We start from the raw sequence: 26,282 nt of genomic DNA, 5'->3' as shown, positions 1-26,282 counted from the left end.
TCAAGCCTTAAAGGTCGGCAGCCGGGCCGCCGATTGGGTTTTCCGGGCGTTCGTTCTGTACCACTGGCGGTGTGCCTGAAGTACCCGAACCACCTTCCCAATCACGAGGCTCGCGAGGCGTACGACCAGCCATGATGTCGTCGATCTGCTCGGCATCAATGGTCTCGTACTTCATCAGGGCATCGGCCATGGCGTCGAGCTTGTCACGGTTATCGGTGAGGATCTGCTTGGCCGTGCCGTAGCACTGGTCAATGATGCTGCGCACTTCAGAGTCGATCAGCTTGGCAGTCTCGCCGGAGAAGCTGGCACTTTGACCGCCACCACCACGACCCAGGAACACTTCGCCTTCTTCCTCGGCATACATCAGCGGGCCGAGTTTTTCGGACAGGCCCCACTTGGTAACCATATTCCGGGCAATCTGGCTGGCACGCATGATGTCGTTGGAAGCGCCGGTGGTCACACCGTCAAAGCCCAAGGTCATCTCTTCAGCGATACGACCGCCGTACAGCGAGCAGATCTGACTGATCAGAGCGCGCTTGGAGAGGCTGTAACGATCCTCTTCCGGCAGGAACATGGTGACACCCAGTGCCCGGCCGCGAGGAATGATCGACACTTTGTAGACCGGGTCGTGCTCAGGCACAACGCGACCGACAATGGCGTGACCAGCCTCGTGATAAGCGGTGTTCTGCTTCTCTTTCTCGGACATGACCATGGATTTGCGCTCGGCACCCATCATGATCTTGTCTTTGGCCAGCTCGAATTCTTTCATCTCGACAATGCGCTTGCCGGTACGGGCAGCGAACAGCGAGGCCTCGTTCACCAGGTTGGCCAGGTCGGCACCGGAGAAACCAGGGGTACCGCGAGCAATCACGCCTGGAGCGACGTCGTCGCCCATTGGCACTTTGCGCATGTGAACCTTGAGAATCTGCTCGCGGCCACGGATATCTGGCAAGCCAACCACAACCTGACGGTCGAAACGGCCCGGACGCAGCAGCGCCGGGTCAAGTACGTCAGGACGGTTGGTGGCGGCAATCACGATGATGCCGTCATTCATTTCAAAGCCGTCCATCTCGACCAGCAACTGGTTGAGGGTCTGCTCACGCTCGTCATGACCACCGCCCATGCCAGCACCACGATGGCGACCAACAGCGTCGATTTCGTCGATGAAGATGATGCATGGCGCGTGCTTCTTGGCCTGCTCGAACATGTCACGCACACGGCTGGCGCCCACACCGACGAACATCTCGACGAAGTCGGAACCGGAAATGGTGAAGAACGGCACCTTGGCTTCGCCGGCAATAGCCTTGGCGAGCAGGGTTTTACCGGTACCCGGAGGACCGACCATCAGTACACCGCGAGGAATACGGCCACCCAGGCGCTGGAATTTGCCCGGATCGCGCAGGAACTCGACCAACTCGCCAACTTCTTCCTTGGCTTCGTCGCAACCGGCAACGTCAGCCAGGGTGGTTTTTACCTGGTCTTCGGAAAGCAGGCGGGCCTTGCTCTTGCCGAAGCTCATCGGTCCGCCCTTGCCCCCTGCGCCGCCTTGCATCTGGCGCATGAAGAACATGAAGACGGCGATAATCACCAGGATCGGGAAGCTGGCCACCAGGAGCTGGGTCCAGATGCTCTGCTGCTCAGGCTGCTTGCCCTCAACGACCACCTTGTTGTCCACCAGGTCGCCGATCAGACCATTGTCCTGGATCGCCGGACGGATGGTCTTGAAGCTGTCGCCATCGTTGCGCTTGCCAGTGATCACGTAGCCATCAACCGCTACGCGCTCGACCTTGCCATCCTTAACTTGCTGGATGAAGTCGGAATAGTTGAGGGTCTGCGGCTCGTTAGGGCTGGAGAAGTTGTTCATCACCGTCACCAGGACAGCCGCGATGATCAACCACAGGATCAGATTCTTTGCCATATCGTTCAATTAACTACCCTCTGAAGCAAGCTCCGCTACTGGCGCGCGCTTCGCATGATATTCACCGGCCTAACTTACTACATTACCTACAACTCTGGCAGGCGCCGTCTGTAACCCTTTGTGAAACTTTGACTACACAATATTCGTAAAGCTTCGTGACGAAAGCGATATAAAAAAACCTATCGACTCCCTTAAAACCTTTAAAGACGCTCATCACTGGCAGCGCCTTCGACACCGCGATAGCCGCGGCCCAGCAAATACTGCTCGCGAGACCTGTCCCTCGAGGAGTCAGGCTTGCGGGTCTGCACCTTGTCGAACAGCTTGCGCATGTTCTTGTGGTACTCGTCAAAACCTTCCCCAAGGAAGACCTTGACCAGAAAATCACCACCCGGACGCAGAACCCTTCCTGCCAGATCCAGTGCCAATTCGCACAGGAACATGGCGCGTGGCATATCCACGGCTGGTAATCCACTCATATTGGGGGCCATATCCGAAATCACAAGGTCTACCTGCGAATTTCCGACAGCCTCGAGGATCTGTGCCAGTACATCATCACGGGTAAAGTCGCCATGCACGAAGGTCACATCAGGGATGCTATCCATTTCCAGGATATCGGAAGCGATCAAACGGCCTTGCCCACCAATCAGACGACTGGTCACCTGGGACCAGCCACCGGGGGCTGCGCCGAGATCAATTACGCTCATGCCGGGACGGATCAACCGGTCCTTTTCCTGGATTTCCAGCAGCTTGTAGCTGGCCCGGGAACGGTAGCCATCCTTTTGCGCCTTTTTGACGTAAGGATCGTTGAAATGCTCTTTAAGCCAATTAAGGCTAGTTTTGGAACGGGCCACGGGCCACCTCGAAAATAAAACGGGTCGTGATTAACTGGGCGGTCCCGGACTCGCTCGGGTAAACTGGCCGCCGCTTTTTACAAGATCAGACGCAGGGGTCAGATTATGCCGCTCACTCAAGAGCAGAAGAAACAGTACAAATCCATTGGCCACCATCTGAAACCAGTTTTGATTGTGGCCGACAACGGTTTGACTGAAGGTGTGTTAGCCGAACTTGAACGCGCATTAGGCGATCACGAGCTGATCAAGATCAAGGTCAACATCCTTGATCGCGAAGCGCGCCTGGCCGCCATTGCAGAACTGTGCAAGGTGGGCAAAGCGGACCTGGTTCAGGTCATCGGCAAGATGGCGCTGCTGTATCGCAAGAATTTCAGCGCCAACAAGCAACTGTCGAACGTTCATCGCTTCAAATGATGCAAGGGTCACGGGCGCGCTTCGCGCGCCCTGCCACTCCATCCCGGCGCAGGCTGTACCACCAGCACCAAGCCAGAAAACCCTAGCACAAGATAGCTGAACAGCTGCCAGCGCAACGCTTCCGGCAGCAATATGCGCACCACGCAATACATTGCGCACGCATACAGCGCCATCAACAGCAGTTGCCCGCGCATATCCCGCCACAAACTCCCCAAGCCCTCGGCCTTGACCAGCACCAATGCCTGGAGAATCACGCACGCCGCCGCAAATCCCACCAGCAGCGCACTCAATAATCCGCCGATCTCATCGATCAGCAACGGCGCCAGGCCAATCATGCCCAGCACCGGCAATACACCAAGATGCAACAGCCATAGCCCGCCAACCCAAAGCATCTGGGCCAACTGCCAAAGCATGGCGCCCGCTCGAAGCGGGCGCCGTTTTTCAGATGTGACGAACTTCGACAATCTCGTACTCGATCACGCCACCGGGCGTCTTGACGGCCACCACATCACCCTCTTCCTTGGCAATCAAGGCGCGGGCCAGGGGCGAACCGACGGAGATCTTGCCGAGCTTGAAGTCAGCCTCGTCCTCACCCACGATGTGGTAAGTCACGCTTTCATCCGTCTCGACGTTGGCGATTTCTACAGTCGTGCCGAAAATCACCTTGCCGGTCTTGGGAATAGTCGTGACATCAATGATGACCGCATTCTGCATGCGCCCTTCGATATCACGGATCCGCGCCTCGACCATCCCCTGCTGCTCACGGGCAGCATGGTATTCGGCGTTTTCCTTCAAGTCGCCCAGCTCACGGGCCGTACCGATGTCCTGGCTCAGCTTTGGACGTACGACCTTGGTCAGATGGGCGTGCTCCTCTTCCAGGGCCTTGGCGCCCTGGACAGTCATTGGGTATTTGATCATGCCTTCAATCCTGCGTGTAAATCCTGCAAGCGACGCACGGTCTTTTCCGGACCGAACTTGAGCGCTTCACAGATGGCTTCGCCAGCAGCAATGGTGGTGGTGCAGTAGATCTTGTGCTGCAAGGCGTTACGACGAATGGAGTAGGAATCCGCGATCGACTGGCGACCTTCGGTGGTGTTGATGATCAGGGTGACTTCGTCATTCTTGATCATATCGACCACGTGCGGACGACCTTCCGTTACCTTGTTCACGCGACGCACTTTCAGGCCCGCGGCTTCAATCAGCTTGGCGGTCCCGGCGGTGGCCACGACTTCGAAGCCCAAGTTGATCAGATCACGGGCCACGCCTGCAACCAGCGGCTTGTCATCATCACGCACGCTGATAAACGCAGTACCGCCGGTCGGCAGCACTTCGCTGGCGCCCATCTGGGCCTTGGCGAATGCTTCGCCGAAGGTATCGCCCACGCCCATCACTTCACCGGTGGACTTCATCTCTGGGCCCAGGATCGGGTCCACACCAGGGAATTTGGCGAATGGGAATACCGCCTCTTTCACGCTGTAGAAGTTCGGGATGATTTCCTTGGTGAAGCCGATTTCCTTCAAGGTCTTACCGGCCATGACACGGGCGGCAATCATCGCCAGGGACACACCGATGCACTTGGAAACAAACGGCACGGTACGCGAAGCACGCGGGTTGACTTCGATGACGTAGATGTCTTCGCCTTGCAGCGCCAACTGTACGTTCATCAGGCCGACCACGCCCAGCTCCAGAGCCATTTTCTTGACCTGCTCGCGCATCTCGTCCTGGATGTGCAGCGGCAGCGAGTACGGCGGCAGGGAGCACGCGGAGTCACCGGAGTGAACACCCGCCTGCTCGATGTGCTGCATGATCGCGCCGATCACCACGTCGGTACCGTCGCAGACCGCATCCACATCCATCTCGATGGCGCAGTTGAGGAAGTGATCCAGCAGCACCGGGCTGTCGTTGGACACTTTCACCGCATCACGCAGGTAACGCTTGAGTTCTTCTTCTTCGTAGACGATTTCCATCGCCCGGCCGCCCAGCACGTAGGACGGACGCACCACCAACGGGTAGCCGATCTTGCTGGCTGCACGGATGGCTTCGTCTTCGCTGCGCACGGTCGCGTTTGGCGGCTGGCGCAGGTTCAGGCGTTCGACCATTTGCTGGAAGCGCTCACGGTCTTCGGCACGGTCGATGGCGTCAGGGCTGGTACCGATGATCGGCACGCCAGCCGCTTCCAGGGCACGCGCCAGTTTCAGCGGAGTTTGCCCGCCATACTGCACGATCACGCCTTTTGGCTTCTCGACGCGACAGATTTCCAGCACGTCTTCCAGCGTTACCGGCTCGAAGTACAGGCGGTCGGAAGTGTCGTAGTCAGTGGAAACAGTTTCCGGGTTGCAGTTGACCATGATGGTCTCGTACCCGTCTTCGCGCAGGGCGAGGGCGGCGTGTACGCAGCAGTAGTCGAACTCGATGCCCTGACCGATACGGTTTGGACCGCCGCCCAGGATGATGATCTTGTCGCGGCCCGACGGCGCGGCTTCGCACTCTTCCTCGTAGGTGGAGTACAGGTACGCGGTGTCGGTGGCGAACTCTGCGGCGCACGTGTCAACACGCTTGTAGACCGGGAAGATGTCCAGTTTGTGGCGGTGGGTGCGCAGGTTTTTCTCGGTCACGCCCAGCAGTTTGGCCAGACGCTGGTCGGAGAAGCCTTTGCGCTTGAGACGGAACATCAGGTCGCGGTCGATAGAGGAAAGACCCAGGGTCTTGACCTTCTCTTCTTCCTTGATCAGATCTTCGATCTGCACCAGGAACCACGGATCAATCATGTTCATGCCGAAGATGTCTTCGACGGTCATGCCCGCGCGGAAGGCGTCAGCCACGTACCAGATACGCTCGGCGCCCGGCACGGTCAGCTCGCGCTTGAGAATGCTCATGCTTTCCGGATTGCTCAGGTCGAGCTTCTCATCCAGACCGCAAACGCCCACTTCCAGGCCACGCAGGGCTTTCTGCAGGGACTCCTGGAATGTCCGGCCAATGGCCATGACTTCACCGACCGACTTCATCTGGGTGGTCAGGCGGGCGTCGGCTTTCGGGAACTTCTCGAAAGCGAAGCGTGGCAGCTTAGTAACTACGTAGTCGATCGACGGCTCAAAGGACGCCGGCGTAGCGCCGCCAGTGATTTCGTTTTGCAGCTCGTCCAAGGTGTAACCGATCGCCAGCTTGGCAGCGATGCGCGCAATCGGGAACCCGGTAGCTTTTGATGCCAGCGCCGAAGAACGCGACACACGCGGGTTCATCTCGATCACGACCATACGGCCTGTGTTCGGGCAAATACCGAACTGAACGTTGGAACCACCGGTTTCAACGCCGATCTCACGCAGTACCGCCAACGAGGCGTTACGCATGATCTGGTATTCCTTGTCCGTCAGGGTTTGCGCAGGAGCAACGGTGATCGAGTCACCGGTATGCACACCCATCGGGTCGAAGTTTTCGATCGAGCAGACGATGATGCAGTTGTCCTTTTTATCGCGGACAACTTCCATCTCGTACTCTTTCCAGCCGATCAGGGATTCGTCGATCAGCAGCTCTTTGGTCGGCGACAGATCCAGGCCGCGGGCGCAGATTTCTTCGAACTCTTCACGGTTGTAAGCGATACCGCCGCCGGTGCCGCCCATGGTGAAGGACGGCCGGATAATGCACGGGAAGCCGAGCTTTTCGAGAACCGCGTTGGCCTCTTCCATGCTGTGGGCGATACCCGAGCGCGGGCAATCAAGACCGATAGACTTCATGGCCTTGTCGAAACGCGAACGGTCTTCAGCCTTGTCGATGGTGTCGGCATTGGCGCCGATCATCTCTACGCCGAACTTTTCCAGGACGCCTTCGCGCTCCAGGTCCAGGGCGCAGTTCAGTGCAGTCTGGCCACCCATGGTCGGCAGCAGTGCGTCCGGACGCTCTTTCTCGATGATCTTGGCAACGGTCTGCCACTTGATCGGTTCGATGTAGGTGGCGTCGGCCATGTCCGGGTCGGTCATGATGGTGGCCGGGTTGGAGTTCACCAGGATGACGCGGTAACCCTCTTCGCGCAGGGCCTTGCAGGCCTGGGCGCCGGAGTAGTCGAATTCGCAGGCCTGGCCGATCACGATCGGGCCAGCGCCGAGAATCAGGATGCTTTTTATGTCTGTACGTTTTGGCATGGGTTTGTCACTCAAATCCGCAGGTCAGTCGGCAAGCCGTCTTGAACAATCTTTGAAGAGCCTGCGGGGGCCACCGAGAGTCGGGGCCGCCCGCAAGCCACTCAGTCAGCGTCGCTTGGCCATCTCATTGATGAAACGGTCGAACAGCGGCGCTACGTCGTTCGGGCCCGGGCTCGCTTCAGGGTGGCCCTGGAAGCTGAACGCGCTCTTGTCGGTGCGCTCGATACCCTGCAGGGAACCGTCGAACAGCGACTTGTGAATGGCACGCACGTTGGCCGGCAAGGTGGCTTCATCCACCGCAAAACCGTGGTTCTGGCTGGTGATCATCACGACACCGGTGTCCAGGTCTTGTACCGGGTGGTTGGCACCGTGATGGCCGTGGCCCATTTTCAGGGTCTTGGCGCCGGAGGCCAGGGCCAACAGCTGGTGGCCGAGGCAGATACCGAATACCGGGATCTCGGTGTCCAGCACTTCCTTGATGGCCTTGATCGCGTAGTCGCATGGCTCAGGGTCACCCGGGCCGTTGGACAGGAACACGCCATCCGGTTGCAGGGCCAGCACATCGCTGGCCGGGGTCTGGGCCGGGACCACGGTCACACGGCAACCGCGCTCGACCAGCATGCGCAGAATGTTGTACTTGATGCCGTAGTCGTAGGCCACGACGTGATACGGCAGCTCAGCCGCTTCGATGGTCGCGTGACTGTCGGTCTTCAAGTCCCAGACAGTGGAGCGCCACTCGTACTTCTCTTTGGTGCTGACGACTTTCGCCAGGTCCATGCCTTTAAGGCCAGGGAAGCCCTGCGCTGCAGCAATTGCCGCTTCTTCGGAAATATTGTCACCGGCCATGATGCAGCCGTTCTGCGAGCCTTTTTCACGCAGGATGCGTGTCAGGCGGCGCGTATCGATACCGGCGATCGCCACAACATTGTTGGCTTTCAGGTAATCGGACAACGACATCGTGTTACGCCAGTTGCTCGCAACCAGTGGCAGGTCACGAATCACCAGACCGGCCGACCAGACACGATCAGACTCGACGTCTTCCGGTGTAGTACCGGTGTTGCCGATATGCGGATAAGTCAGGGTAACGATCTGTTGGGCGTAGGAAGGATCGGTAAGGATTTCCTGATAGCCGGTCATGGCGGTGTTGAACACCACCTCTCCAACGGTCTGACCGTCGGCTCCAATGGCTTCGCCGCGAAAAATGCTGCCATCAGCAAGGGCGAGTATGGCTGGCTTAGTCAAGAAGACCTCCCGTAAATAAAGCCTGAAAGGGCGATCGCAGGTTGCAAAAAAGCGGAGTGACGTATGGACACGTCACCCCGCTTCTTCACTGAATTATTCTGCGCGCTTTTAGTGGACACACTAAAGCTGTAGCTTACAGAAAAAGGCTTTTTGGGTCCACCGCTAATGAGCCGAAAAGGCAGGAGAATGCGACAGGACGTCGCTTAGCGGGTAAAAACGGGGCCCTAGAGTAATCCTCCGGGCCCGTTTTTGCTACTGATTAACGCAGATCCAGCACGTCTTGCATGTCGTAGAGACCCGCTTCGCGGCCCTCCAGCCACAATGCGGCACGCACCGCGCCCTTGGCGAAGGTCATGCGACTGGAAGCCTTGTGGGTAATTTCCAGGCGCTCACCTTCGGCAGCAAACAGCACCGTATGGTCACCCACCACATCACCACCGCGCACGGTGGCAAAGCCAATGGTTTCACGCTCGCGCGCCCCGGTATGACCTTCGCGACCATACACCGCGACCTTCGACAGATCACGCCCCAAGGCATCGGCAATCACTTCGCCCATGCGCATGGCAGTGCCCGATGGCGCATCGACCTTGTGCCGGTGATGCGCCTCGATGATCTCGATATCCGCGTCATCACCCAACACCCTTGCCGCCATGTCGAGCAACTTCAGCGACAGGTTGACGCCCACACTGAAGTTGGCGGCAAACACGATAGGAATGTCCTTGCCTGCCGCGACGAGCAATTGCTTTTGCTCGGCATTCAGGCCCGTGGTACCGATAACCATGGCTTTGCCCGCCTTGCGGCAGAACGCCAGGTTTTTCAGCATCACTTCGGGCAGGGTGAAGTCGATCAATACATCGAACTCATCAGCCACCTGCTCCAGGCTGCCGGACAATGACACACCGATCCGCCCCAGGGAGGCCAGCTCGCCAACATCGGCGCCGATCAGCGTACTGCCCGGGCGCACGATCGCCGCAGTCAGCCCCGACAGAGGCGAGCGCTGCTGCACCGCCTCCACCAGGTTCTTGCCCATGCGCCCGGCGGCGCCCATCACTGCTATACGTCGCATATCCACGTCCTTACAGGTCGCCGAAGAAGCGCTTCACGCCTTCGAACCAGCCAGCGGTCTTGGGCGAATGGGAGCCATCACCGGCCAGCGAACCGCGCAGCTCTTCGAGCAACTCACGCTGACGACGATCCAGGTTGACCGGCGTCTCGACAGCCACACGGCACATCAAGTCGCCCGCACCACCACCGCGCACCGGCGCTACACCTTTGCCACGGATCCGGAACTGCTTGCCGGTCTGAGTACCCTCGGGGATCTTCAGCTTGACCCGCCCTTCGAGGGTCGGAATCTCCAGCTCGCCACCCAGGGCCGCATCGACAAAACTGATCGGCACTTCGCAGAACAGGTGCTTGCCGTCACGCTGGAAGATCGCGTGCTCGCGCACATTGATCACCACGTACAGGTCGCCCGTCGGACCACCCTGCGCGCCGGCCTCGCCCTCGCCCGACAAACGGATACGGTCGCCAGTATCAACACCCGCCGGCACTTTCACCGACAGGGTCTTGTACTCTTCGACGCGCCCTTCGCCGTGGCAGGAATCGCACGGATCGGAAATGATCTTGCCCTGGCCATGGCAGCGCGGGCAGGTTTGCTGCACCGAGAAGAAACCCTGCTGCATGCGCACCTGGCCAATACCGCCACAGGTCGGGCAGGTGATCGGCGAGGAGCCTTTCTTGGCGCCCGAACCGTCACACGGCTTGCAATTGACCAGCGTCGGCACGCGGATATTGACGCTGGTGCCGCGTACGGCTTCTTCCAGGTTCAGTTCCAGGGTGTAGCGCAAGTCGCTGCCACGCTGGGCACCGCCGCGCTGACCACCACGACCGCCGCCGAAGAAGTCGCTGAATACATCACCGAAAATATCGGAGAAGTTCTGCCCGCCAAAGCCGGCACCGCCGCCGCCCATGCTTGGATCGACACCGGCATGGCCGTACTGGTCGTAGGCTGCACGCTTGTTCGGATCACACAGGCATTCGTAGGCCTCATTGGCCTCTTTAAACAATTCTTCGGATTCTTTGTTATCCGGATTACGGTCCGGGTGGTGCTTCATCGCCAGGCGACGGTAAGCCTTCTTCAGGTCCGCCTCGCTGGAACCGCGCTCCACACCCAATACTTCGTAATAGTCACGCTTTGCCATAAGTCTTTGCACTCTTAAGGACGTCCGGCAAAACCCTCCTGAGCCTGCCAAACTCGTTGAGCCCCAATACAGGCCCGGACCCAACTCACGTCAAATTCAACGATCCTGGTCTTTACTGCTTTCAGCCGAGACCCAGCCAAAAACGCGGTGCCTGTCGATCGCAAAGCAGGAGCATTCCCGATCACACCGCCAACATCCGAACCTTGTCGCATGCTGTAAAAATTCGCGTACCCCAGACACGCCAACGCGGGAGCAAGCTCCCGCGCGGCGACATCCTACCAGTCACCGCTTGATAGCGGTCAACCGGGCGACCAAGTTACTTCTTCTGGTCTTCTTTTACTTCTTCGAACTCGGCATCGACAACGTCGTCGTGCTTGGCTTCAGGTTCTGCCTGTTGCGCAGCACCATCACCTTGAGGAGCCTGCTCGGCGTACATCTTCTGAGCGACCGGCGCGGAGACTTTCGACAACTCCTCAACCTTGGCTTCGATGGTGGCCTTGTCGTCGCCTTTAACAGCGGCTTCCAGGGCAACCACGGCGGCTTCGATTGCGGTCTTCTCCTCAGCAGTCACTTTGTCGCCAGCATCCGCGATCATTTTGCGAGTCGAGTGAACCAGTGCATCACCCTGGTTGCGGGCAGCGGCCAGTTCTTCGAACTTGCGATCTTCCTCGGCGTTCTTTTCAGCATCGTTGATCATCTGCTGAATTTCTTCCTCGGACAGACCGGAGTTGGCCTTGATCACGATCGACTGAGTCTTGCCAGTAGCCTTGTCCTTGGCGCCTACGTGCAGAATGCCGTTGGCGTCGATGTCGAAGGTCACTTCAATTTGTGGCACGCCACGTGGAGCGGGTGGAATCTCGGCCAGGTCGAACTTGCCCAGGGACTTGTTCTGTGCAGCCTGCTTACGCTCACCTTGCAGCACGTGAATGGTCACGGCGCCCTGGTTGTCATCGGCAGTCGAGAACACTTGCGATTTCTTGGTAGGAATCGTGGTGTTTTTCTCGATCAGCGCGGTCATCACGCCACCCATGGTTTCAATACCCAGAGTCAGCGGGCTGACGTCCAGCAGCAGCACGTCTTTAACGTCGCCGGCCAGTACCGCACCCTGGATGGCAGCACCCATGGCAACAGCTTCGTCCGGGTTCACGTCTTTACGTGCTTCTTTACCGAAGAACTCGGTGACCTTCTGCTGTACCAGCGGCATACGGGTCTGACCGCCGACCAGGATCACGTCGTTGATCGAGCCAACGTCGATACCCGAATCTTTCAGGGCGATGCGGCAAGGTTCGATAGTGCGCTGAACCAGGTCTTCAACCAGCGATTCCAGCTTGGCGCGCGAGATCTTCACGTTCAAGTGCTTAGGACCGGTGGCATCTGCAGTGATGTACGGCAGGTTCACGTCGGTCGAATTGCTCGAAGACAGTTCGATCTTGGCTTTTTCAGCAGCTTCTTTCAGGCGCTGCATCGCCAGCGGGTCACCTTTGAGGTTCATGCCGCTTTCTTTCTTGAATTCGTCAACGAGGTAGTCGATCAGACGAATGTCAAAGTCTTCGCCGCCCAGGAACGTGTCACCGTTGGTCGCCAACACTTCGAACTGGTGCTCGCCATCGACTTCAGCGATTTCGATCACGGAAACGTCGAAAGTACCGCCACCCAGGTCATAAACGATCACGGTGTGGTCGCCCTTGGCCTTGTCCATGCCGTAAGCCAGAGCGGCCGCGGTAGGTTCGTTGATGATACGTTTTACGTCCAGGCCCGCGATGCGGCCGGCGTCTTTGGTCGCCTGGCGCTGGCTGTCGTTGAAGTAGGCCGGAACGGTGATCACCGCTTCAGTCACTGCTTCACCGAGGTAGTCTTCGGCAGTCTTCTTCATCTTTTTCAAGATTTCAGCCGAGATTTGCGGTGGCGACATTTTCTGGCCGTTCACTTCAACCCAGGCGTCACCGTTGTCAGCCTTGGCGATTTTGTACGGCACCATCTTGATGTCTTTCTGTACGACTTCTTCGTCGAACTTACGACCGATCAAACGCTTCACCGCGTACAGGGTGTTATGCGGATTGGTCACAGCCTGACGCTTGGCGGACTGGCCTACCAGGATCTCGCCGTCGTTGGCGTAAGCCACGATGGACGGAGTGGTACGCGCGCCTTCCGCGTTTTCAATAACCTTGGATACGCCGTTTTCCAGCACGGAGACGCAGGAGTTGGTAGTCCCCAGGTCGATACCGATAATTTTGCCCATGATTCACTCTCCCGAAACTTTGGATTTGGTTGCCGCAGCAGTGGTGGCTAACTGCGGTAGCACTTAAACGCTTGACTTATAAATGGGGTCGTTACGAACGATTTCAAGCCTGCTCGTCAATCGACGGCGAAACCGGTGCGGGAGCCTTGCTCACCACCACCATCGCCGGGCGCAACAGGCGACCATTGAGCTGGTAGCCCTTCTGGAACACCTTCAACACGCTATTAGGCTCAAGGTCAGCATTTTCCTGCATGGCCATGGCCTGGTGATGCTCCGCATTGAACGGCTCGCCGCCTTGCGGATCGATTGCTTCCAGCTGATAACGCTTCAGGGTGTCCTGGAACATTTTCAGGGTCAGTTCGATCCCTTCGCGCATGGCACGGATGTTTTCGTCGTCCGGACTGGACAGCTCCAGGCCACGCTCCAGGCTGTCGATGATCGGCAACAGATCACCGGCAAACTTCTCCAGCGCAAACTTGTGGGCTTTCTCTACATCCTGCTCGGCGCGGCGGCGGACGTTCTGCAGATCGGCAGCAACACGCAAAGCCTGATCCTGAGCGCCTGCCAGTTGCTCTTCGAGCACTTGCACACGAGCCGCCAGGTCTTCACCCGCTGCCTGCGAGGCCTGGTTGGCGTCTGGGTTTTGCGTATCCAGCGTCTGTTCGTCAGCCATAGTTTTCTCCTTTCGAAATCCTGCGCGAACTCAACTCGCGCTTCTGTTCCGGTATATGGGGCCACAATTTCCAGGTTCAAGGGCGGACATACCCCGACTCACACTTTCCCGCACATTCCACATAGAGCTAAAAAAACCCTTTATCCAAGCAAATTGAGCTAAGTCGCAGGATTGTCAGCGCCAAACAAAACACTGTATAAATAACCAGACCTAAAGCCTGGGAGCGGCCACTATGCTGGTTCACCTGTCCGTACATAACTACGCCATCGTTGAGCATCTGGATCTTGAACTGGATCGCGGGATGAGCGTAATCACAGGCGAAACCGGCGCCGGCAAGTCGATCATGCTCGACGCCCTGGGCCTGACCCTGGGTGATCGCGCCGACAGCGGCGTGGTTCGCCCCGGTGCAGACAAGGCCGATATTCTGGCGACCTTTGACCTGGCAGATATTCCGGAAGCCAGCGCCTGGCTGGCCGAGCGCGACCTTGACAGCGATAGCCCGTGCATTCTGCGCCGGGTGATTACCGCCGAAGGCCGCTCGCGGGGCTACATCAATGGCACGCCCTGCCCCCTCGGCGACTTGAAAGCCCTCGGTGAGCTGCTCATCGACATCCACAGCCAGCACGAACATCAATCCCTGCTGAAAACCGATACCCATCGTCGACTGCTGGATGAATACGCCGGCGCCACCGACCTCGCCCGCCAGGTGCAATTGGCCGCACAACGCTGGCGCCAGACCCGCCTGGAACTGGAGCGCCTGTCCAATTCCGGCGACGAGCAACGCGCCCGCCACCAACTCCTCAGCTATCAGTTGGAAGAACTGGAAAGCCTGGGCCTGGGCGAAACCGAGCTGGAACAGCTGGAGCAGGAGCACAAGAACCTGACCAATGCCGAAACCCTGCTGGGCATCTGCCGCCAGGTTGTCGAGCAATGCAGCGAAAGTGACTCCGGCAATGTACTGAACGCACTGACGGCAAGCCTTAACCGCCTGTCGAGCGTAAACAGTGGCTCTGGCTCCCTGAATGAAGCCACCACCCTGCTGACCAGTGCGCAGATCCAGGTCGAAGAGGCCGTTGGTGAACTGAACCGCTTCCTTGACCACTTCGATGCTGACCCGGCCCGCCTGCAAGAGATCGAAGAGCGCCTCGACACTATTTATACCCTGGCGCGCAAACATCGGATCCAGCCGACCGAAGTGGCGGCCATGCAGCAAAAGCTGCTGGACGAGATCGAAACCCTGAATGCCAATGATGAATCCATCGAGCGCCTGGGCGATGAACTGGCTTCCTTTGCCCGTCATTATCAGGAAAAGGCCCGGGAACTGAGCGACCTGCGGCACCAGGCCGCGACCGGACTGGCCTGCGCCGTTGAGCAGGAGATCCAACGCCTGGGCATGCCGGGTGGACGCTTCACCATCGAGTTGCACGCCAACAGTGGCAACGAACTACAGCCCAATGGCCTGGAACAGGTCGAATTGCTGGTAAGCGCCAACCCGGGACAACCCCTGAAGGCTCTGGCCAAAGTCGCCTCCGGCGGCGAACTGTCACGAATCAGCCTGGCAATCCAGGTTATTACCGCCCAGACCTCGCGCGTACCGACCCTGGTCTTCGACGAAGTGGATGTGGGGATTGGCGGGCCGACCGCTGAAACTGTCGGCCAATTGTTGCGCCGCCTGGGTGAGCGCGGACAAGTGCTAACCGTTACCCACTTGCCACAAGTTGCAGCCCAAGGGCATCAGCATCTATTTGTGCACAAGGTACGGGGCAGCGACGCGACACATACCGCCGTGTCCAAGCTGAACAAGACCGAACGGGTGGAAGAAGTCGCGCGCATGCTTGGCGGCATCGACCTGACCAAGGAGTCCCTGGCCCACGCGAAGAAAATGGTGGTAACGGCGAAGGCTTGAATCCTTTTTTTTCGGATTTTCTCTGGCGGCAGATAGCATGAAGGCGACCCTAGGGTCGCCTTCGATCGTTGCGCAGAGCGAATCTGCAGCGCTTTTTTACTTTTTCTTACGGATGTACAACACAAGATTGTGGTCAACCAAATCGAATCCATGCTCCTCAGCGATTTCGTGCTGAAGCTTTTCGATTGCCGGGCTGGTGAACTCAATAACCTCATTGGTATCCAGGTCAACCATGTGGTCGTGATGACCACCGTCAGCCAATTCAAACACCGCATGACCGCCGTCGAAATTATGACGAACCACCAGCCCTGCGGCTTCGAACTGGGTCAGTACACGGTAAACCGTGGCCAGGCCGACGTCCTCGTTAGACTCCATCAGCGCCTTGTAAACATCCTCGGCACTCATGTGGCGCTGCTCGGCGGAATCGAGCATTTGTAGAATCTTGACTCGTGGCAGAGTCACTTTAAGACCGGCTTTGCGTAGTTCGCTATTTTCAACCATGGTTAGCTTTCTCGCGGATGCTGCTTCGCAGCTTCTCTTAATACGGGTATGATCGGCGTTTACGTTGTCCCAGCCAAGATAGTGGAAGTCGCCCACCGATGCAAAACACCAAGCTCTTGCTAACCAGTTTCACCCTTGTGGGACTGCTCGCACTCGCCGGTTGTTCATTCCCCGGGGTTTACAAAATCGACATCCAGCAGGGCAATGTCGTCACGCAGGACATGATAGACCAGTTACGCCCGGGAATGACCCGACGGCAAGTACGGTTTATTATGGGCAATCCCCTGCTGACCGACACATTCCATGCCGATCGCTGGGATTATCTCTATAGCCTGCAGCCTGGAGGCGGAGAGCGCCAACAGGAGCGCGTCAGTGTCATCTTTAATGGCAACGACCAACTGGTCAGCCTTTCCGGTGACTTCATGCCCGGCGTAAGCCGTGATGAAGCCCTGTTGGGCAAGGACAGCGGGACCAGCGTCACTGCGCCAGCGCAGAATGCTGAAAAACCCAAGTCCGAGGTGCCGGCCAAGCCTGGCTCCTTGCTGGATACCATCCAGAAAGACATCGACAGCGTGGAAACCGTTCCGGTGCCAACGCCAGAACCTCTGGATACAGCCCCGCAATAATTTGTATCGCTCAACAAAAAGCCCGGCATGCCGGGCTTTTTGTTGCCTGCTATTTCACAGGTTATGGATTTTTCAGCCGGGCTTCAGCCGCTTTAGCTGCTCGCAGGCGCCTGACCTCTTTGGGATCCGCCAGCAAGGGGCGATAAATCTCGATGCGATCGCCAACCTGGACATTACGGGTTTCAGCGTCCGCCACAACCTTGCCGAAAATCCCCAAGGGGCAAGCGGCGATATCCAGCTCGGGAAACTGTGCCGCAATGCCCGACGCCAGCACCGCAGCCCTCAGGCTCGTACCCGGCGCAACCGCCAGGCTCAACAACCGTTGCCGGTCTACCGCAGCGTAGACCACCTCAATTTCGATCAACGCCTCAGCCATGCAGTTGCTTGGCCCGCTGGCAAAACGCATCCACCAGGGTATTCGCCGCCTGATTGAACAGCGGCCCCAAGGTCGCCCGCACAATGGAGCCCGCGTAATCAAACGTCAGGTCCAGGCTGATCTTGCAGGCCTTCTCCCCCAACGGTTTGAACACCCAGACGCCGTGCAGTTGAGTGAACGGCCCTTCTTCCAGATTCATCTCAATCGACTGACCGGGAACCAGCACATTACTCGTCACAAACTTCTGACCAAGCCCGCCCTTGGATACCTCCAGGCTCGCGCGCATATGCTCATCGCTGCTCTCCAGCACCGTGGATGAGGAGCACCAGGGCAGGAAATCCGGGTAGCTCGCCACGTCATTGACCAGGTCATAGAGCGCTTGCGCCGGGTAAGGCAGCAGGGCCGAGCGTTGAATATGCGTCGTCATGGGAGCGTTATTTCCGAAGCTGAGCGGCAAACATCGCGAAAAGACTGCCCGATTCGCGAGAGAAAAAAACCAGAAACCTGGCGGTATTGTCCGGGATTCATCCAACACGCTCAAGCACGCAGGTTGACCGTAGCCGACACGCTCGCAACTGCCTATAATGCCGCCCCTATGGCTAAACAAAAGAAACACCCAACAGGGACCATCGCGCAGAACAAAAAGGCGCGACACGATTACTTCATCGAACATCGGTTCGAGGCTGGTCTGGTCCTGGCCGGCTGGGAAGTAAAAAGTCTGCGCGCCAGCAAGTTGCAACTGGTCGACAGTTACGTGCTGCTCAAGGATGGCGAGGCCTGGCTGCTCGGCAGTCATATCACGCCGTTGATGACCGCCAGTACCCACGTTATTGCCGACCCGGTGCGCACACGCAAGCTGCTGCTCAATGCCCGCGAACTGGAAAAGCTCGCTGCTGCTGTCCAGCAGAAGGGTTATGCCTGCGTCTGCCTGTCGTGGTACTGGAGCAAGCACCTGGTCAAGTGCGAGATCGCACTGGGCAAGGGCAAGAAGGAATACGACAAGCGTGATACCGAGCGCGAACGCGACTCCAATCGGGAATTGCAGCGCGCCGTACGCAACAAGGGCAAGGAAGACTGATCTTCCCCGCCTCTTGAAGCGAGCCGATGTGGCCAGGGAGCCTGCTCCCTGGCCACATTTGCAGGCTATATCCCCTTGCGCCGCTCTGCCCGAGCCATGCGCTGCACTTCCTGACGCACCTCTTCCAACACTTCCTGCACGTACAGCAGGTGACGTGTTGAGACCTCGCGCGCCTGTTCCGCCCGCCCCTCGATAATCGCCAGATACAAATCCCGATGCTGGTTGATCAGCATATCCCGGGTTTCGGTGCGTTGCTGGTACATGCCGCCGATATTGGTCACCACGTTACGCTTGAGCAAATCAAACAAGCCCCGGATGGTGTGCAGCAATACCGCGTTATGGCTAGCTTCGGCGATAGCCAAGTGAAACCTGGCGTCGGCCGCGCCTTCTTCAATGCGACTCACCTCATCATCCCGCGCATAGCAATCCTGCAAGGCGTCAAAGGCGGCAGTCAGCCGTTCGCGATCCACTTCCGTGGCACGCAAGGCGGCGTAATAAGCACAAGACGCTTCAAGCGTCTGACGAAATTCCAACAGATCACGCTGGGCTTCGGGGTTGCTTTCCAGCAGATGCAACAATGGATCGCTGAAGGTTGAACCCAGCGTCTCCACCACATAATTGCCGCCGCCCTGGCGACTGACCAACAGCCCCTTGGCCGCCAGCTTCTGGATCGCCTCGCGCAATGACGGACGCGACACACCGAACTGTTCAGCCAGTGCGCGCTCGGCAGGCAATCGCTCACCCGACTTCAACGTGCCCTCAAGGATCATCCCCTCAAGCTGCTCGACAATATCGTCGGACAAACGGCGCTGACGCACCTGATCAAACGCCATAACTGACTCTCCACGATCCCGGCCACTCGCCGGGCCCTCTATTCTGGCCTATTGCGGCGGCGTCGGCACCTATCAGAACCCCTTTGATTGCACCGATCAGACCCCGCCCCGTCGACATACGACCAAAGTTTCTCAAGCGGCAAATTGACACGCCACCCCGAAGGCTCTTAACCTAGCCCACAGCGATTGTAAATTGGTCTTACCAATTATCCAAATCAGCTGAGCATGCATGACCAACAACAATTAGGGGCCACCCCATATGCAAACCTGGCAACAGCTCTACAGCCCACTCGGCAGCCTTGGCCTGTCCGCACTGGCCGCCGTTATCCCGATCATATTTTTCTTCCTGGCCCTGGCGGTGTTTCGCCTTAAAGGCCATGTTGCCGGGAGCATCACCCTGGCGCTGTCGATCCTGGTGGCGATATTTGCCTTCCAGATGCCGGTCGATATGGCATTCGCCGCTGCCGGCTATGGCTTTGCCTACGGCCTGTGGCCAATCGCCTGGATCATCGTCGCCGCGGTATTCCTCTACAAACTGACGGTCAAGAGTGGCCAGTTCGAAGTGATCCGCAGCTCGGTGCTGTCGATTACCGATGACCAGCGCCTGCAAGTGCTGCTGATCGGCTTCTGCTTCGGCGCATTCCTGGAAGGTGCCGCCGGTTTCGGCGCACCCGTGGCGATTACTGCCGCGCTGCTGGTCGGCCTGGGGTTCAACCCACTGTACGCCGCCGGCCTGTGCCTGATTGCCAACACCGCGCCAGTGGCGTTCGGCGCCCTGGGGATCCCGATCATCGTGGCCGGCCAGGTCACCGGCATCGACGCCTTCAAGATCGGCGCCATGACCGGTCGACAGCTGCCGCTGCTGTCGCTGTTCGTGCCGTTCTGGCTGGTGTTCATGATGGACGGCCTGCGCGGCGTCAAGGAAACCTGGCCTGCGGCACTGGTGGCCGGCTTGAGCTTTGCCATCACCCAGTACTTCACCTCCAACTTCATCGGCCCGGAACTGCCGGATATCACCTCGGCCCTGGCCAGCCTGATCTCCCTGACTCTGTTCCTGAAAGTCTGGCAGCCCAAGCGTACAGCGGGCGCACAGATTGCTGGTGCCACCTCCAGCGTTTCGGTTACCGGCAGCGTCGGCGGTTTCGGCCAGCCGCGCACTTCCGTGGCTTCGCCTTACAGCCTGATGGAGATTTTCAAAGCCTGGTCGCCGTTCCTGATCCTGACCGTGCTGGTGACCATCTGGACCCTCAAACCGTTCAAGGCGATGTTCGCCGCCGGCGGCTCGATGTACAGCTGGGTGTTCAACTTTGCGATTCCGCACCTGGACCAGATGGTGATCAAGGTTGCACCCATCGTCACCAACGCGACGGCCATTCCAGCAGTGTTCAAGCTGGACCCGATTTCCGCCACCGGCACGGCGATCTTCTTCTCCGCACTGATCTCCATGCTGGTGCTGAAGATCAATTTCAAAACTGGTCTGACCACTTTGAAAGAGACCTTCTACGAGTTGCGCTGGCCGATCCTGTCCATCGGCATGGTGCTGGCGTTCGCATTCGTGACCAACTACTCCGGCATGTCTTCGACCATGGCTCTGGTACTGGCCGGCACCGGCGCGGCATTCCCGTTCTTCTCGCCGTTCCTCGGCTGGCTGGGTGTGTTCCTCACGGGTTCCGATACCTCGTCCAACGCCCTGTTCAGCTCCCTGCAAGCTACCACCGCACACCAGATCGGCGTCAGCGACACCCTGCTGGTAGCGGCAAACACCAGTGGCGGCGTAACCGGCAAGATGATCTCGCCACAGTCGATCGCCGTGGCCTGTGCCGCGACCGGCCTGGTCGGCAAGGAATCCGACCTGTTCCGCTTTACCCTCAAGCACAGCCTGTTTTTCGCCACGATTGTCGGCCTGATCACCTACGCCCAGGCGTACTGGTTCACCGGCATGCTGGTGCATTAAGACCACAGGCAATACCGTAAGAACCGACGCCGCAACCGCTTTGCGGCGTCAGCTATTCACAACCCAGTCTGCAGGACCGTGGCGCCAAGGCTCCCCAGACTGGGTGCTGCTGATCCTGGAGGCCCCATGAGTCTGCCCATCGCGTTCCTGGATGCCGTCGCACGACTGATCCCGAAAGATCGACGCTTCGACGATCCTCTTTCCACCCTGGCTTTCGGCACCGACGCCAGTTTTTACCGACTGATCCCACAACTGGTGGTGCGCGTCGAATCGGAAGATGAAGTGGTCGAGTTGCTGCAACTGGCGCAACGTGACCGCGTACCAGTGACCTTTCGCGCAGCCGGCACCAGCCTCTCCGGCCAGGCCATCAGCGATTCAGTGCTGATTGTGCTCGGCGATAACTGGAACGGGCGTGAGATTCGTGGCCAGGGTACGCAAATCCGCCTGCAGCCCGGCGTCATTGGGGCCCAGGCCAACGCCTGGCTTGCGCCGTTCGGGCGTAAGATCGGTCCGGATCCAGCGTCAATCAACGCCTGCAAGATCGGTGGGATTGTCGCCAATAATGCCAGCGGCATGTGCTGCGGCACCGCCCAGAACACCTACCACACCCTGGCCGGGATTCGCCTGGTGCTGGCCGACGGTAGCCGCCTCGATACCGAGGACGCCACCAGCGTCGCGGCGTTCCGCCAACAACACAGCCAGTTGCTTGAGCGCCTGGCCACCCTGGGCCGCGAGACCCGGGCCAATCCTGAATTGGCGGCAAAAATTCGCCATAAATACCGTCTGAAAAACACCACCGGGCTGTCACTCAATGCCCTGGTGGATTTCGACGAGCCACTGGATATTCTCAGCCACCTGCTGGTGGGTTCCGAAGGCACTCTGGGCTTTATCAGCGCAGTGACCTACGACACCGTCATTGATCACCCGAACAAAGCTTCGGCGCTGATCGTATTCCCGGATGTAGAAACCTGCTGCAACGCCGTAACCGTGCTGAAAACCCAGCCGGTGTCAGCGGTTGAGCTTCTGGACCGACGCAGCATGCGCTCGGTGCAGGACAAACCCGGCATGCCCGCTTTCGTACAACAACTATCGGAAAGTGCCTGCGCGCTATTAATCGAATCCCGCGCCGCCTCATCCACATTGCTGCATGAACAACTGGCGCTGATCATGGCCTCGCTGGCCGACTTCCCGGTCGAGAAGCAAGTCGACTTCACCGAAGACCCATTGGAAAACGCACGCCTGTGGGCGATCCGCAAGGACACCTTCCCCGCCGTCGGCGCCGTACGCAAGACCGGCACCACGGTAATCATCGAAGACGTGACCTTCCCGGTGGAGCAACTGGCCATTGGTGTGAACCGCTTGATCGAGCTGTTCGACAAACATCACTACGACGAAGCCATCCTTTTCGGACACGCCCTGGAAGGCAATCTGCACTTTGTGTTCACCCAAGGCTTCAACAGCGCCGAAGAAGTCACACGCTATCAAGCGTTCATGGATGACGTGGCACAACTGGTGGCCGTGGAGTTCGGCGGTTCGCTGAAAGCCGAACACGGCACCGGTCGTAACATGGCGCCCTTCGTCGAACTGGAGTGGGGCAGCGATGCCTATCAGTTGATGTGGCAACTCAAGCGCCTGCTCGATCCCAACGGCATTCTCAACCCGGACGTGGTGCTCAGCGAAGACCCGCAAATCCACCTTAAAAACCTCAAGCCCCTGCCCGCCGCCGACGAGATTGTGGATAAGTGCATCGAGTGCGGTTTCTGCGAGCCGGTATGCCCCTCCAAGGGCCTGACCCTGAGCCCGCGCCAACGCATCGTGATCTGGCGTGATATCCAGGCGCGTAAACGCGCCGGTATCGACACCACCGAATTGGAAGCGGCGTATCACTATCAGGGCATCGACACCTGTGCCGCCACCGGGCTGTGTGCCCAGCGCTGCCCGGTAGGCATCAATACCGGCGACCTGGTGAAAAAACTGCGCAGCCGTGAAGCAGGCAGTACGAAAACCGCCGAGTGGCTGGCCAGCCACTTCTCTACCGCACTGCAAGGCGCACGCTTCACCCTGCATGTGGCCAACGGCGCCCGCATGCTACTGGGCGCGCCACGCCTGGCGAAACTCTCGGCCTCCATGACCAAGCTGTCCAAGGGGCAAATCCCGCAGTGGACCAGCGCCATGCCACAGCCGGAAAAAGCCATCCGCTTCAGCCCCGCCGTCAACGATGAACGCCCACGGGTGGTCTACCTCGCGGCCTGTGTATCGCGGGCAATGGGCCCGGCGGCCGGGGACAAAGAGCAAATGTCGCTGTACGACAAAACCCGTGGCCTGCTGGAAAAAGCCGGTTACCAGGTGGTCATCCCGGACAACCCGGACAGCCTCTGCTGCGGCCAGCCCTTCGCCTCCAAAGGCTACGCCGAACAGGCCGAACACAAACGCCAGGAGCTGATCGGCGCCCTGCTCCACGCCAGCCGTGGCGGTCTCGACCCGATCTACTGCGACACCAGCCCCTGCACCCTGCGCCTGGTCCAGGACCTGGGGCAAACGCGCCTGGACCTCTACGACCCGGTCCGGTTTATCCGCACCCACCTGATGGACCGCCTGGACTTCACCCCCCAGGATGCACCGATTGCCGTGCATGTGACCTGCAGCACCCAGCACCTGGGCGAAAGCCAGGCCCTGATCGACCTGGCCCGGCGTTGCAGCAACAACGTGGTAATCCCCGAAGGCATTCACTGCTGCGGGTTTGCCGGCGACAAAGGCTTCACCACGCCGGAGCTCAACGCCCACTCCCTGCGCTCCCTCAAGGACGCCGTGCAGTACTGCAGCGAAGGCATCTCCACCAGCCGCACCTGTGAGATCGGTCTGACCCAGCATGGTGGGATTGATTACCACGGCCTGGTCTACCTGGTTGACCGGGTGACCCAGGCCCGCGCAATAAAAACGAACCCCTGCGTACTGGCGTAGTCACTTGCTTAAGCCCCGGGCAACCGGGGCTGACCCATGACCTCGCCGGCTGCCCGCACGTACCGCGCAGCATCGAGACCTCTTTGCACAAGGAGATACCCATGAAGCGTTCCGTACTGGCTGGTGTATTCGTTACCGCTGCGATGCTGGCCTCCCCCGTGTTTGCCGCAGGCAACGAAGCAGATCTGTGCCAGATCAACCTGGATAAAATCAACAACGGCAAAGCACTGCTCGCCACGGACACCAGTGGCAAAAGCGGCGAGATCGACACGGCCGTCTCCCAAGCCAAAGCAGCCCACGCAGCCGGTGATGAGAAGAAGTGTATCGAGATCACCTCCAAAGCCCTGCAAGACCTGCAGAACCTGGACAAAGGCGGCAACCCATAACCCGCCAACCGCTCAAGGCCAACCTTTCGGGTTGGCCTTCTGCGACCGTTTGACGTACACTGCGCAGGCTTGTCGCTCACGATCACATCGAGCAACAAGCACGGGGCCGTTTAGGATTCGACGCCGGTTGCGAACCTTTAGGTGCATGCCGAGTTGGTAACAGAACTCGTAAATCCACTGTTGCAACTTTCTATAGTTGCCAATGACGAAACCTACGGGGAATACGCTCTCGCTGCGTAAGCAGCCTTAGCCCTTCCCTCCTGGTACCTTCGGGTCCAGCAATCACCAGGGGATGTCTGTAAACCCAAAGTGATTGTCATATAGAACAGAATCGCCGTGCAGTACGTTGTGGACGAAGCGGCTAAAACTTACACAACTCGCCCAAAGCACCCTGCCCTTCGGGTCGCTGAGGGTTAACTTAATAGAAACGGCTACGCATGTAGTACCGACAGCAGAGTACTGGCGGACGGGGGTTCAAATCCCCCCGGCTCCACCATTTGATCATCTAAAGACGTCCACGGACGTCTTTTTTTGTACCTGCGACCCAGCAAAAACGCGGCTTCTGTACGGGACAACCACATAGGTTACAAAAAAGTGCATTCACATAGGTGACACTTTGATTGAAACATACCCGTTCTTTGCGTCTCTAGCATCGACACGGCCTAGGATCACAGGCCCGAAGATCACCTCCCAGACATCATCTCGAATTAGCTCCATTCCAATGGTCTGATGCTTGAGCAGATTGCCTATGTAGATCCTAAGACCTGCTCGATTGATGATTCCATTACTATCAGCCAGGTAACACTCCACGTGGCTCGCATACCCCATTTCAGGCAGCTTTTCCGGGTAAGCGCGGGGTGAGGGCAAATAACATGAGGCTGGTGTTTTCTGGCCAAGCGCCTCGTGCCCTCGCTCATGATTATAGTGCTGCATAAAGCGATCAAAGTGTTTCTGCTGAGCTTCCCAAGCAATCGCCGCTGGTTGGGGCAAAGTGCTTTTCAGGGTTCGGTGCATCCTTTCATGGCGCCCATTCTGATCTGGGCGGCCGGGCTCAATTCGCTCAGGGATAATCCCCAACCGCAGCCACCAGATCGACAGCTGTGATAACCCTGCACGGCCCGTGCTGGCAAACGGTATGCCGTTGTCGGTCCGAATACGTTCAGGCAAGCCATACTCGCGAAAAACACGCTCGAAGGTTTGTTGGGTTTCTTTGAAGTTGGTATTGCGCATGCCCTGGCAGGCCAGTAGAAAGCGGCTGGCATGGTCCATGATCGTCAGCGGATAACACCACACTCCGGCCCCTGTCAGAAACTGCCCCTTGTAGTCAGCGCTAAAGAGCTGATTTGGGGTCTCTGCCTTGCACAGGGGCTTTGGATAGACAGCCACGCGCTGACGCACACGTCGAGGTGCAATCAGATCAGCGGCCTTGAGGATGTTGTAAATGGTGGTTTTCGAGGGTGGATCCTGCCCGGGAAAACGCTGGCGCAAGTCGTTCTGAATCTTCTTCGGCCCGGGAATAGTCTCCCCGATAGAACGAAGCTCGATAATTGCTTGCCTGATAGCAAGAGGCACAACATAGGTTTGATTGTGCCGGCACCGGCTACGTTCTTCGAGCCCTCTGGGTCCTTCAGCCTCGTACCGTTCGACCCATTTGTAGCCAGTCTTTCGACTGACCTGGTAGTCGCGGCACAGCTGGCTAAAGGTATCTCTTTCAGCCAAATAGGCGGCGATGAACATCACTTTGAGGTCCATAGGTTTCAGCTCTTCCCAGGGCATGGTCAGATCCTCACAAAATCGACCCTGCCAGTTAATAACTGTTACCTATGTGCGTGAACTGATTTGTAACCCATGTGGGTGAGTCATACCCTTCCAGCGCTTTTGCGGTCTTTCGAGAGTTTTTGAGTTCCAGCCATTCGGGTATTCCATACGGTATTCCAGCTCATCCGCTGCTAATCTTTGGAATACCGAATCAGTGCCTGAGGAGAAT

22 protein-coding genes and 1 other RNA gene are annotated in these 26,282 nt (G+C 58.4%); 8 read left to right on the top strand and 15 right to left on the bottom strand.

The features are described 5' to 3' along the window. Nucleotides 1–7: 7 nt before the first annotated feature. The gene (ftsH, locus tag PSH73_RS03630) at nucleotides 8–1,918 is read right to left on the bottom strand and encodes an ATP-dependent zinc metalloprotease FtsH (protein WP_029298988.1); all 1,911 of its coding nucleotides are present in this window, start codon (nucleotides 1,916–1,918) and stop codon (nucleotides 8–10) included. Between the two features lie 200 nt (nucleotides 1,919–2,118). Further along, nucleotides 2,119–2,769, bottom strand: coding sequence for a 23S rRNA (uridine(2552)-2'-O)-methyltransferase RlmE (gene rlmE, locus PSH73_RS03625; protein WP_038445965.1), 651 nt, complete (start codon nucleotides 2,767–2,769; stop codon nucleotides 2,119–2,121). Nucleotides 2,770–2,874: 105 nt separating this feature from the next. Here rlmE and PSH73_RS03620 point away from each other — a divergent pair, with 105 nt between their 5' ends. Then, nucleotides 2,875–3,183, top strand: a complete 309-nt coding sequence (locus PSH73_RS03620; RefSeq protein WP_029298992.1) for a YhbY family RNA-binding protein — start codon at nucleotides 2,875–2,877, stop codon at nucleotides 3,181–3,183. An 8-nt stretch (nucleotides 3,184–3,191) separates the two neighbouring features. Here the strand turns inward: PSH73_RS03620 and PSH73_RS03615 are convergent, their stop codons facing one another. The 8 genes from PSH73_RS03615 to grpE form a co-directional block, all read right to left on the bottom strand. Continuing rightward, nucleotides 3,192–3,596, bottom strand: a complete 405-nt coding sequence (locus PSH73_RS03615; RefSeq protein ID WP_057444151.1) for a hypothetical protein — start codon at nucleotides 3,594–3,596, stop codon at nucleotides 3,192–3,194. Between the two features lie 28 nt (nucleotides 3,597–3,624). Beyond that, nucleotides 3,625–4,101 carry a transcription elongation factor GreA gene (greA, locus tag PSH73_RS03610; RefSeq protein ID WP_032862903.1) on the bottom strand — a complete coding sequence of 159 codons (477 nt, stop codon included), beginning with the start codon at nucleotides 4,099–4,101 and terminating at the stop codon, nucleotides 3,625–3,627. Continuing rightward, a complete protein-coding gene (gene carB / locus PSH73_RS03605) occupies nucleotides 4,098–7,319 on the bottom strand; it encodes a carbamoyl-phosphate synthase large subunit (protein WP_057960660.1) in 3,222 nt (1,073 codons plus the stop codon). The genes greA and carB overlap by 4 nt, the downstream gene beginning before the upstream one ends. A 105-nt stretch (nucleotides 7,320–7,424) precedes the next feature. Further along, entirely contained in the window at nucleotides 7,425–8,561 is a 1,137-nt protein-coding gene (carA, locus tag PSH73_RS03600) for a glutamine-hydrolyzing carbamoyl-phosphate synthase small subunit (RefSeq protein WP_057440173.1), read from the bottom strand. 259 nt (nucleotides 8,562–8,820) lie between these two features. Further along, nucleotides 8,821–9,627, bottom strand: coding sequence for a 4-hydroxy-tetrahydrodipicolinate reductase (dapB, locus tag PSH73_RS03595; RefSeq protein WP_057440174.1), 807 nt, complete (start codon nucleotides 9,625–9,627; stop codon nucleotides 8,821–8,823). A 10-nt stretch (nucleotides 9,628–9,637) separates the two neighbouring features. Next, on the bottom strand, nucleotides 9,638–10,762 hold the full coding sequence (gene dnaJ, locus PSH73_RS03590; protein ID WP_057440175.1) for a molecular chaperone DnaJ: 1,125 nt from the start codon (nucleotides 10,760–10,762) through the stop codon (nucleotides 9,638–9,640). Between the two features lie 316 nt (nucleotides 10,763–11,078). Next, the gene (dnaK, locus tag PSH73_RS03585; RefSeq protein ID WP_057960662.1) at nucleotides 11,079–13,001 is read right to left on the bottom strand and encodes a molecular chaperone DnaK; all 1,923 of its coding nucleotides are present in this window, start codon (nucleotides 12,999–13,001) and stop codon (nucleotides 11,079–11,081) included. A gap of 103 nt (nucleotides 13,002–13,104) precedes the next feature. Continuing rightward, nucleotides 13,105–13,674: a nucleotide exchange factor GrpE gene (gene grpE, locus PSH73_RS03580; protein ID WP_038445951.1), complete on the bottom strand. Its 570-nt coding sequence runs from the start codon at nucleotides 13,672–13,674 to the stop codon at nucleotides 13,105–13,107. Nucleotides 13,675–13,906: 232 nt separating this feature from the next. Between grpE and recN the strand changes: the two genes are divergently transcribed. After that, entirely contained in the window at nucleotides 13,907–15,580 is a 1,674-nt protein-coding gene (gene recN, locus PSH73_RS03575) for a DNA repair protein RecN (RefSeq protein ID WP_198800001.1), read from the top strand. 96 nt (nucleotides 15,581–15,676) lie between these two features. Here recN and fur read toward each other — a convergent pair whose 3' ends face one another. Further along, a complete protein-coding gene (gene fur / locus PSH73_RS03570; RefSeq protein ID WP_010562662.1) occupies nucleotides 15,677–16,081 on the bottom strand; it encodes a ferric iron uptake transcriptional regulator in 405 nt (134 codons plus the stop codon). A gap of 98 nt (nucleotides 16,082–16,179) precedes the next feature. On the opposite strand from fur, the gene PSH73_RS03565 reads away from it, so the two are divergent. Beyond that, nucleotides 16,180–16,707 (top strand): outer membrane protein assembly factor BamE, encoded by a 528-nt coding sequence (locus PSH73_RS03565; RefSeq protein ID WP_057960664.1) that lies wholly within the window; start codon nucleotides 16,180–16,182, stop codon nucleotides 16,705–16,707. A 61-nt stretch (nucleotides 16,708–16,768) separates the two neighbouring features. On the opposite strand, the gene PSH73_RS03560 is transcribed toward PSH73_RS03565, so the two are convergent. Then, nucleotides 16,769–17,083, bottom strand: coding sequence for an RnfH family protein (locus PSH73_RS03560; RefSeq protein WP_305461957.1), 315 nt, complete (start codon nucleotides 17,081–17,083; stop codon nucleotides 16,769–16,771). Beyond that, a complete protein-coding gene (locus tag PSH73_RS03555) occupies nucleotides 17,076–17,510 on the bottom strand; it encodes a type II toxin-antitoxin system RatA family toxin (protein ID WP_057440179.1) in 435 nt (144 codons plus the stop codon). Before PSH73_RS03555 ends, PSH73_RS03560 begins: the two co-directional genes overlap by 8 nt. A 168-nt stretch (nucleotides 17,511–17,678) precedes the next feature. On the opposite strand from PSH73_RS03555, the gene smpB reads away from it, so the two are divergent. Then, nucleotides 17,679–18,161 carry an SsrA-binding protein SmpB gene (gene smpB / locus PSH73_RS03550; RefSeq protein ID WP_029299012.1) on the top strand — a complete coding sequence of 161 codons (483 nt, stop codon included), beginning with the start codon at nucleotides 17,679–17,681 and terminating at the stop codon, nucleotides 18,159–18,161. A 65-nt stretch (nucleotides 18,162–18,226) separates the two neighbouring features. Here smpB and PSH73_RS03545 read toward each other — a convergent pair whose 3' ends face one another. Next, nucleotides 18,227–18,994, bottom strand: a complete 768-nt coding sequence (locus PSH73_RS03545) for an FCD domain-containing protein (RefSeq protein WP_057440180.1) — start codon at nucleotides 18,992–18,994, stop codon at nucleotides 18,227–18,229. A 259-nt stretch (nucleotides 18,995–19,253) separates the two neighbouring features. Between PSH73_RS03545 and PSH73_RS03540 the strand changes: the two genes are divergently transcribed. The 4 genes from PSH73_RS03540 to ssrA all read left to right on the top strand — a co-directional run bounded on the left by PSH73_RS03540 (nucleotide 19,254) and on the right by ssrA (nucleotide 24,791). Continuing rightward, on the top strand, nucleotides 19,254–20,948 hold the full coding sequence (locus tag PSH73_RS03540) for a lactate permease LctP family transporter (RefSeq protein ID WP_057440181.1): 1,695 nt from the start codon (nucleotides 19,254–19,256) through the stop codon (nucleotides 20,946–20,948). Nucleotides 20,949–21,074: 126 nt separating this feature from the next. Further along, nucleotides 21,075–23,909: an FAD-binding and (Fe-S)-binding domain-containing protein gene (locus PSH73_RS03535; protein WP_305461955.1), complete on the top strand. Its 2,835-nt coding sequence runs from the start codon at nucleotides 21,075–21,077 to the stop codon at nucleotides 23,907–23,909. A gap of 101 nt (nucleotides 23,910–24,010) precedes the next feature. After that, a complete protein-coding gene (locus PSH73_RS03530) occupies nucleotides 24,011–24,295 on the top strand; it encodes a hypothetical protein (RefSeq protein WP_057440183.1) in 285 nt (94 codons plus the stop codon). 102 nt (nucleotides 24,296–24,397) lie between these two features. Next, nucleotides 24,398–24,791: a transfer-messenger RNA gene (gene ssrA, locus PSH73_RS03525) on the top strand. Between the two features lie 104 nt (nucleotides 24,792–24,895). On the opposite strand, the gene PSH73_RS03520 is transcribed toward ssrA, so the two are convergent. Next, nucleotides 24,896–26,071 (bottom strand): integrase core domain-containing protein, encoded by a 1,176-nt coding sequence (locus PSH73_RS03520; RefSeq protein ID WP_047229189.1) that lies wholly within the window; start codon nucleotides 26,069–26,071, stop codon nucleotides 24,896–24,898. Nucleotides 26,072–26,282: the final 211 nt, after the last annotated feature.

The organism is Pseudomonas sp. FP2294 (genome assembly GCF_030687625.1).
In the GTDB taxonomy this organism is placed as follows: domain Bacteria; phylum Pseudomonadota; class Gammaproteobacteria; order Pseudomonadales; family Pseudomonadaceae; genus Aquipseudomonas; species Aquipseudomonas shahriarae.
This window is presented reverse-complemented; position numbering and strand designations above follow the sequence as displayed.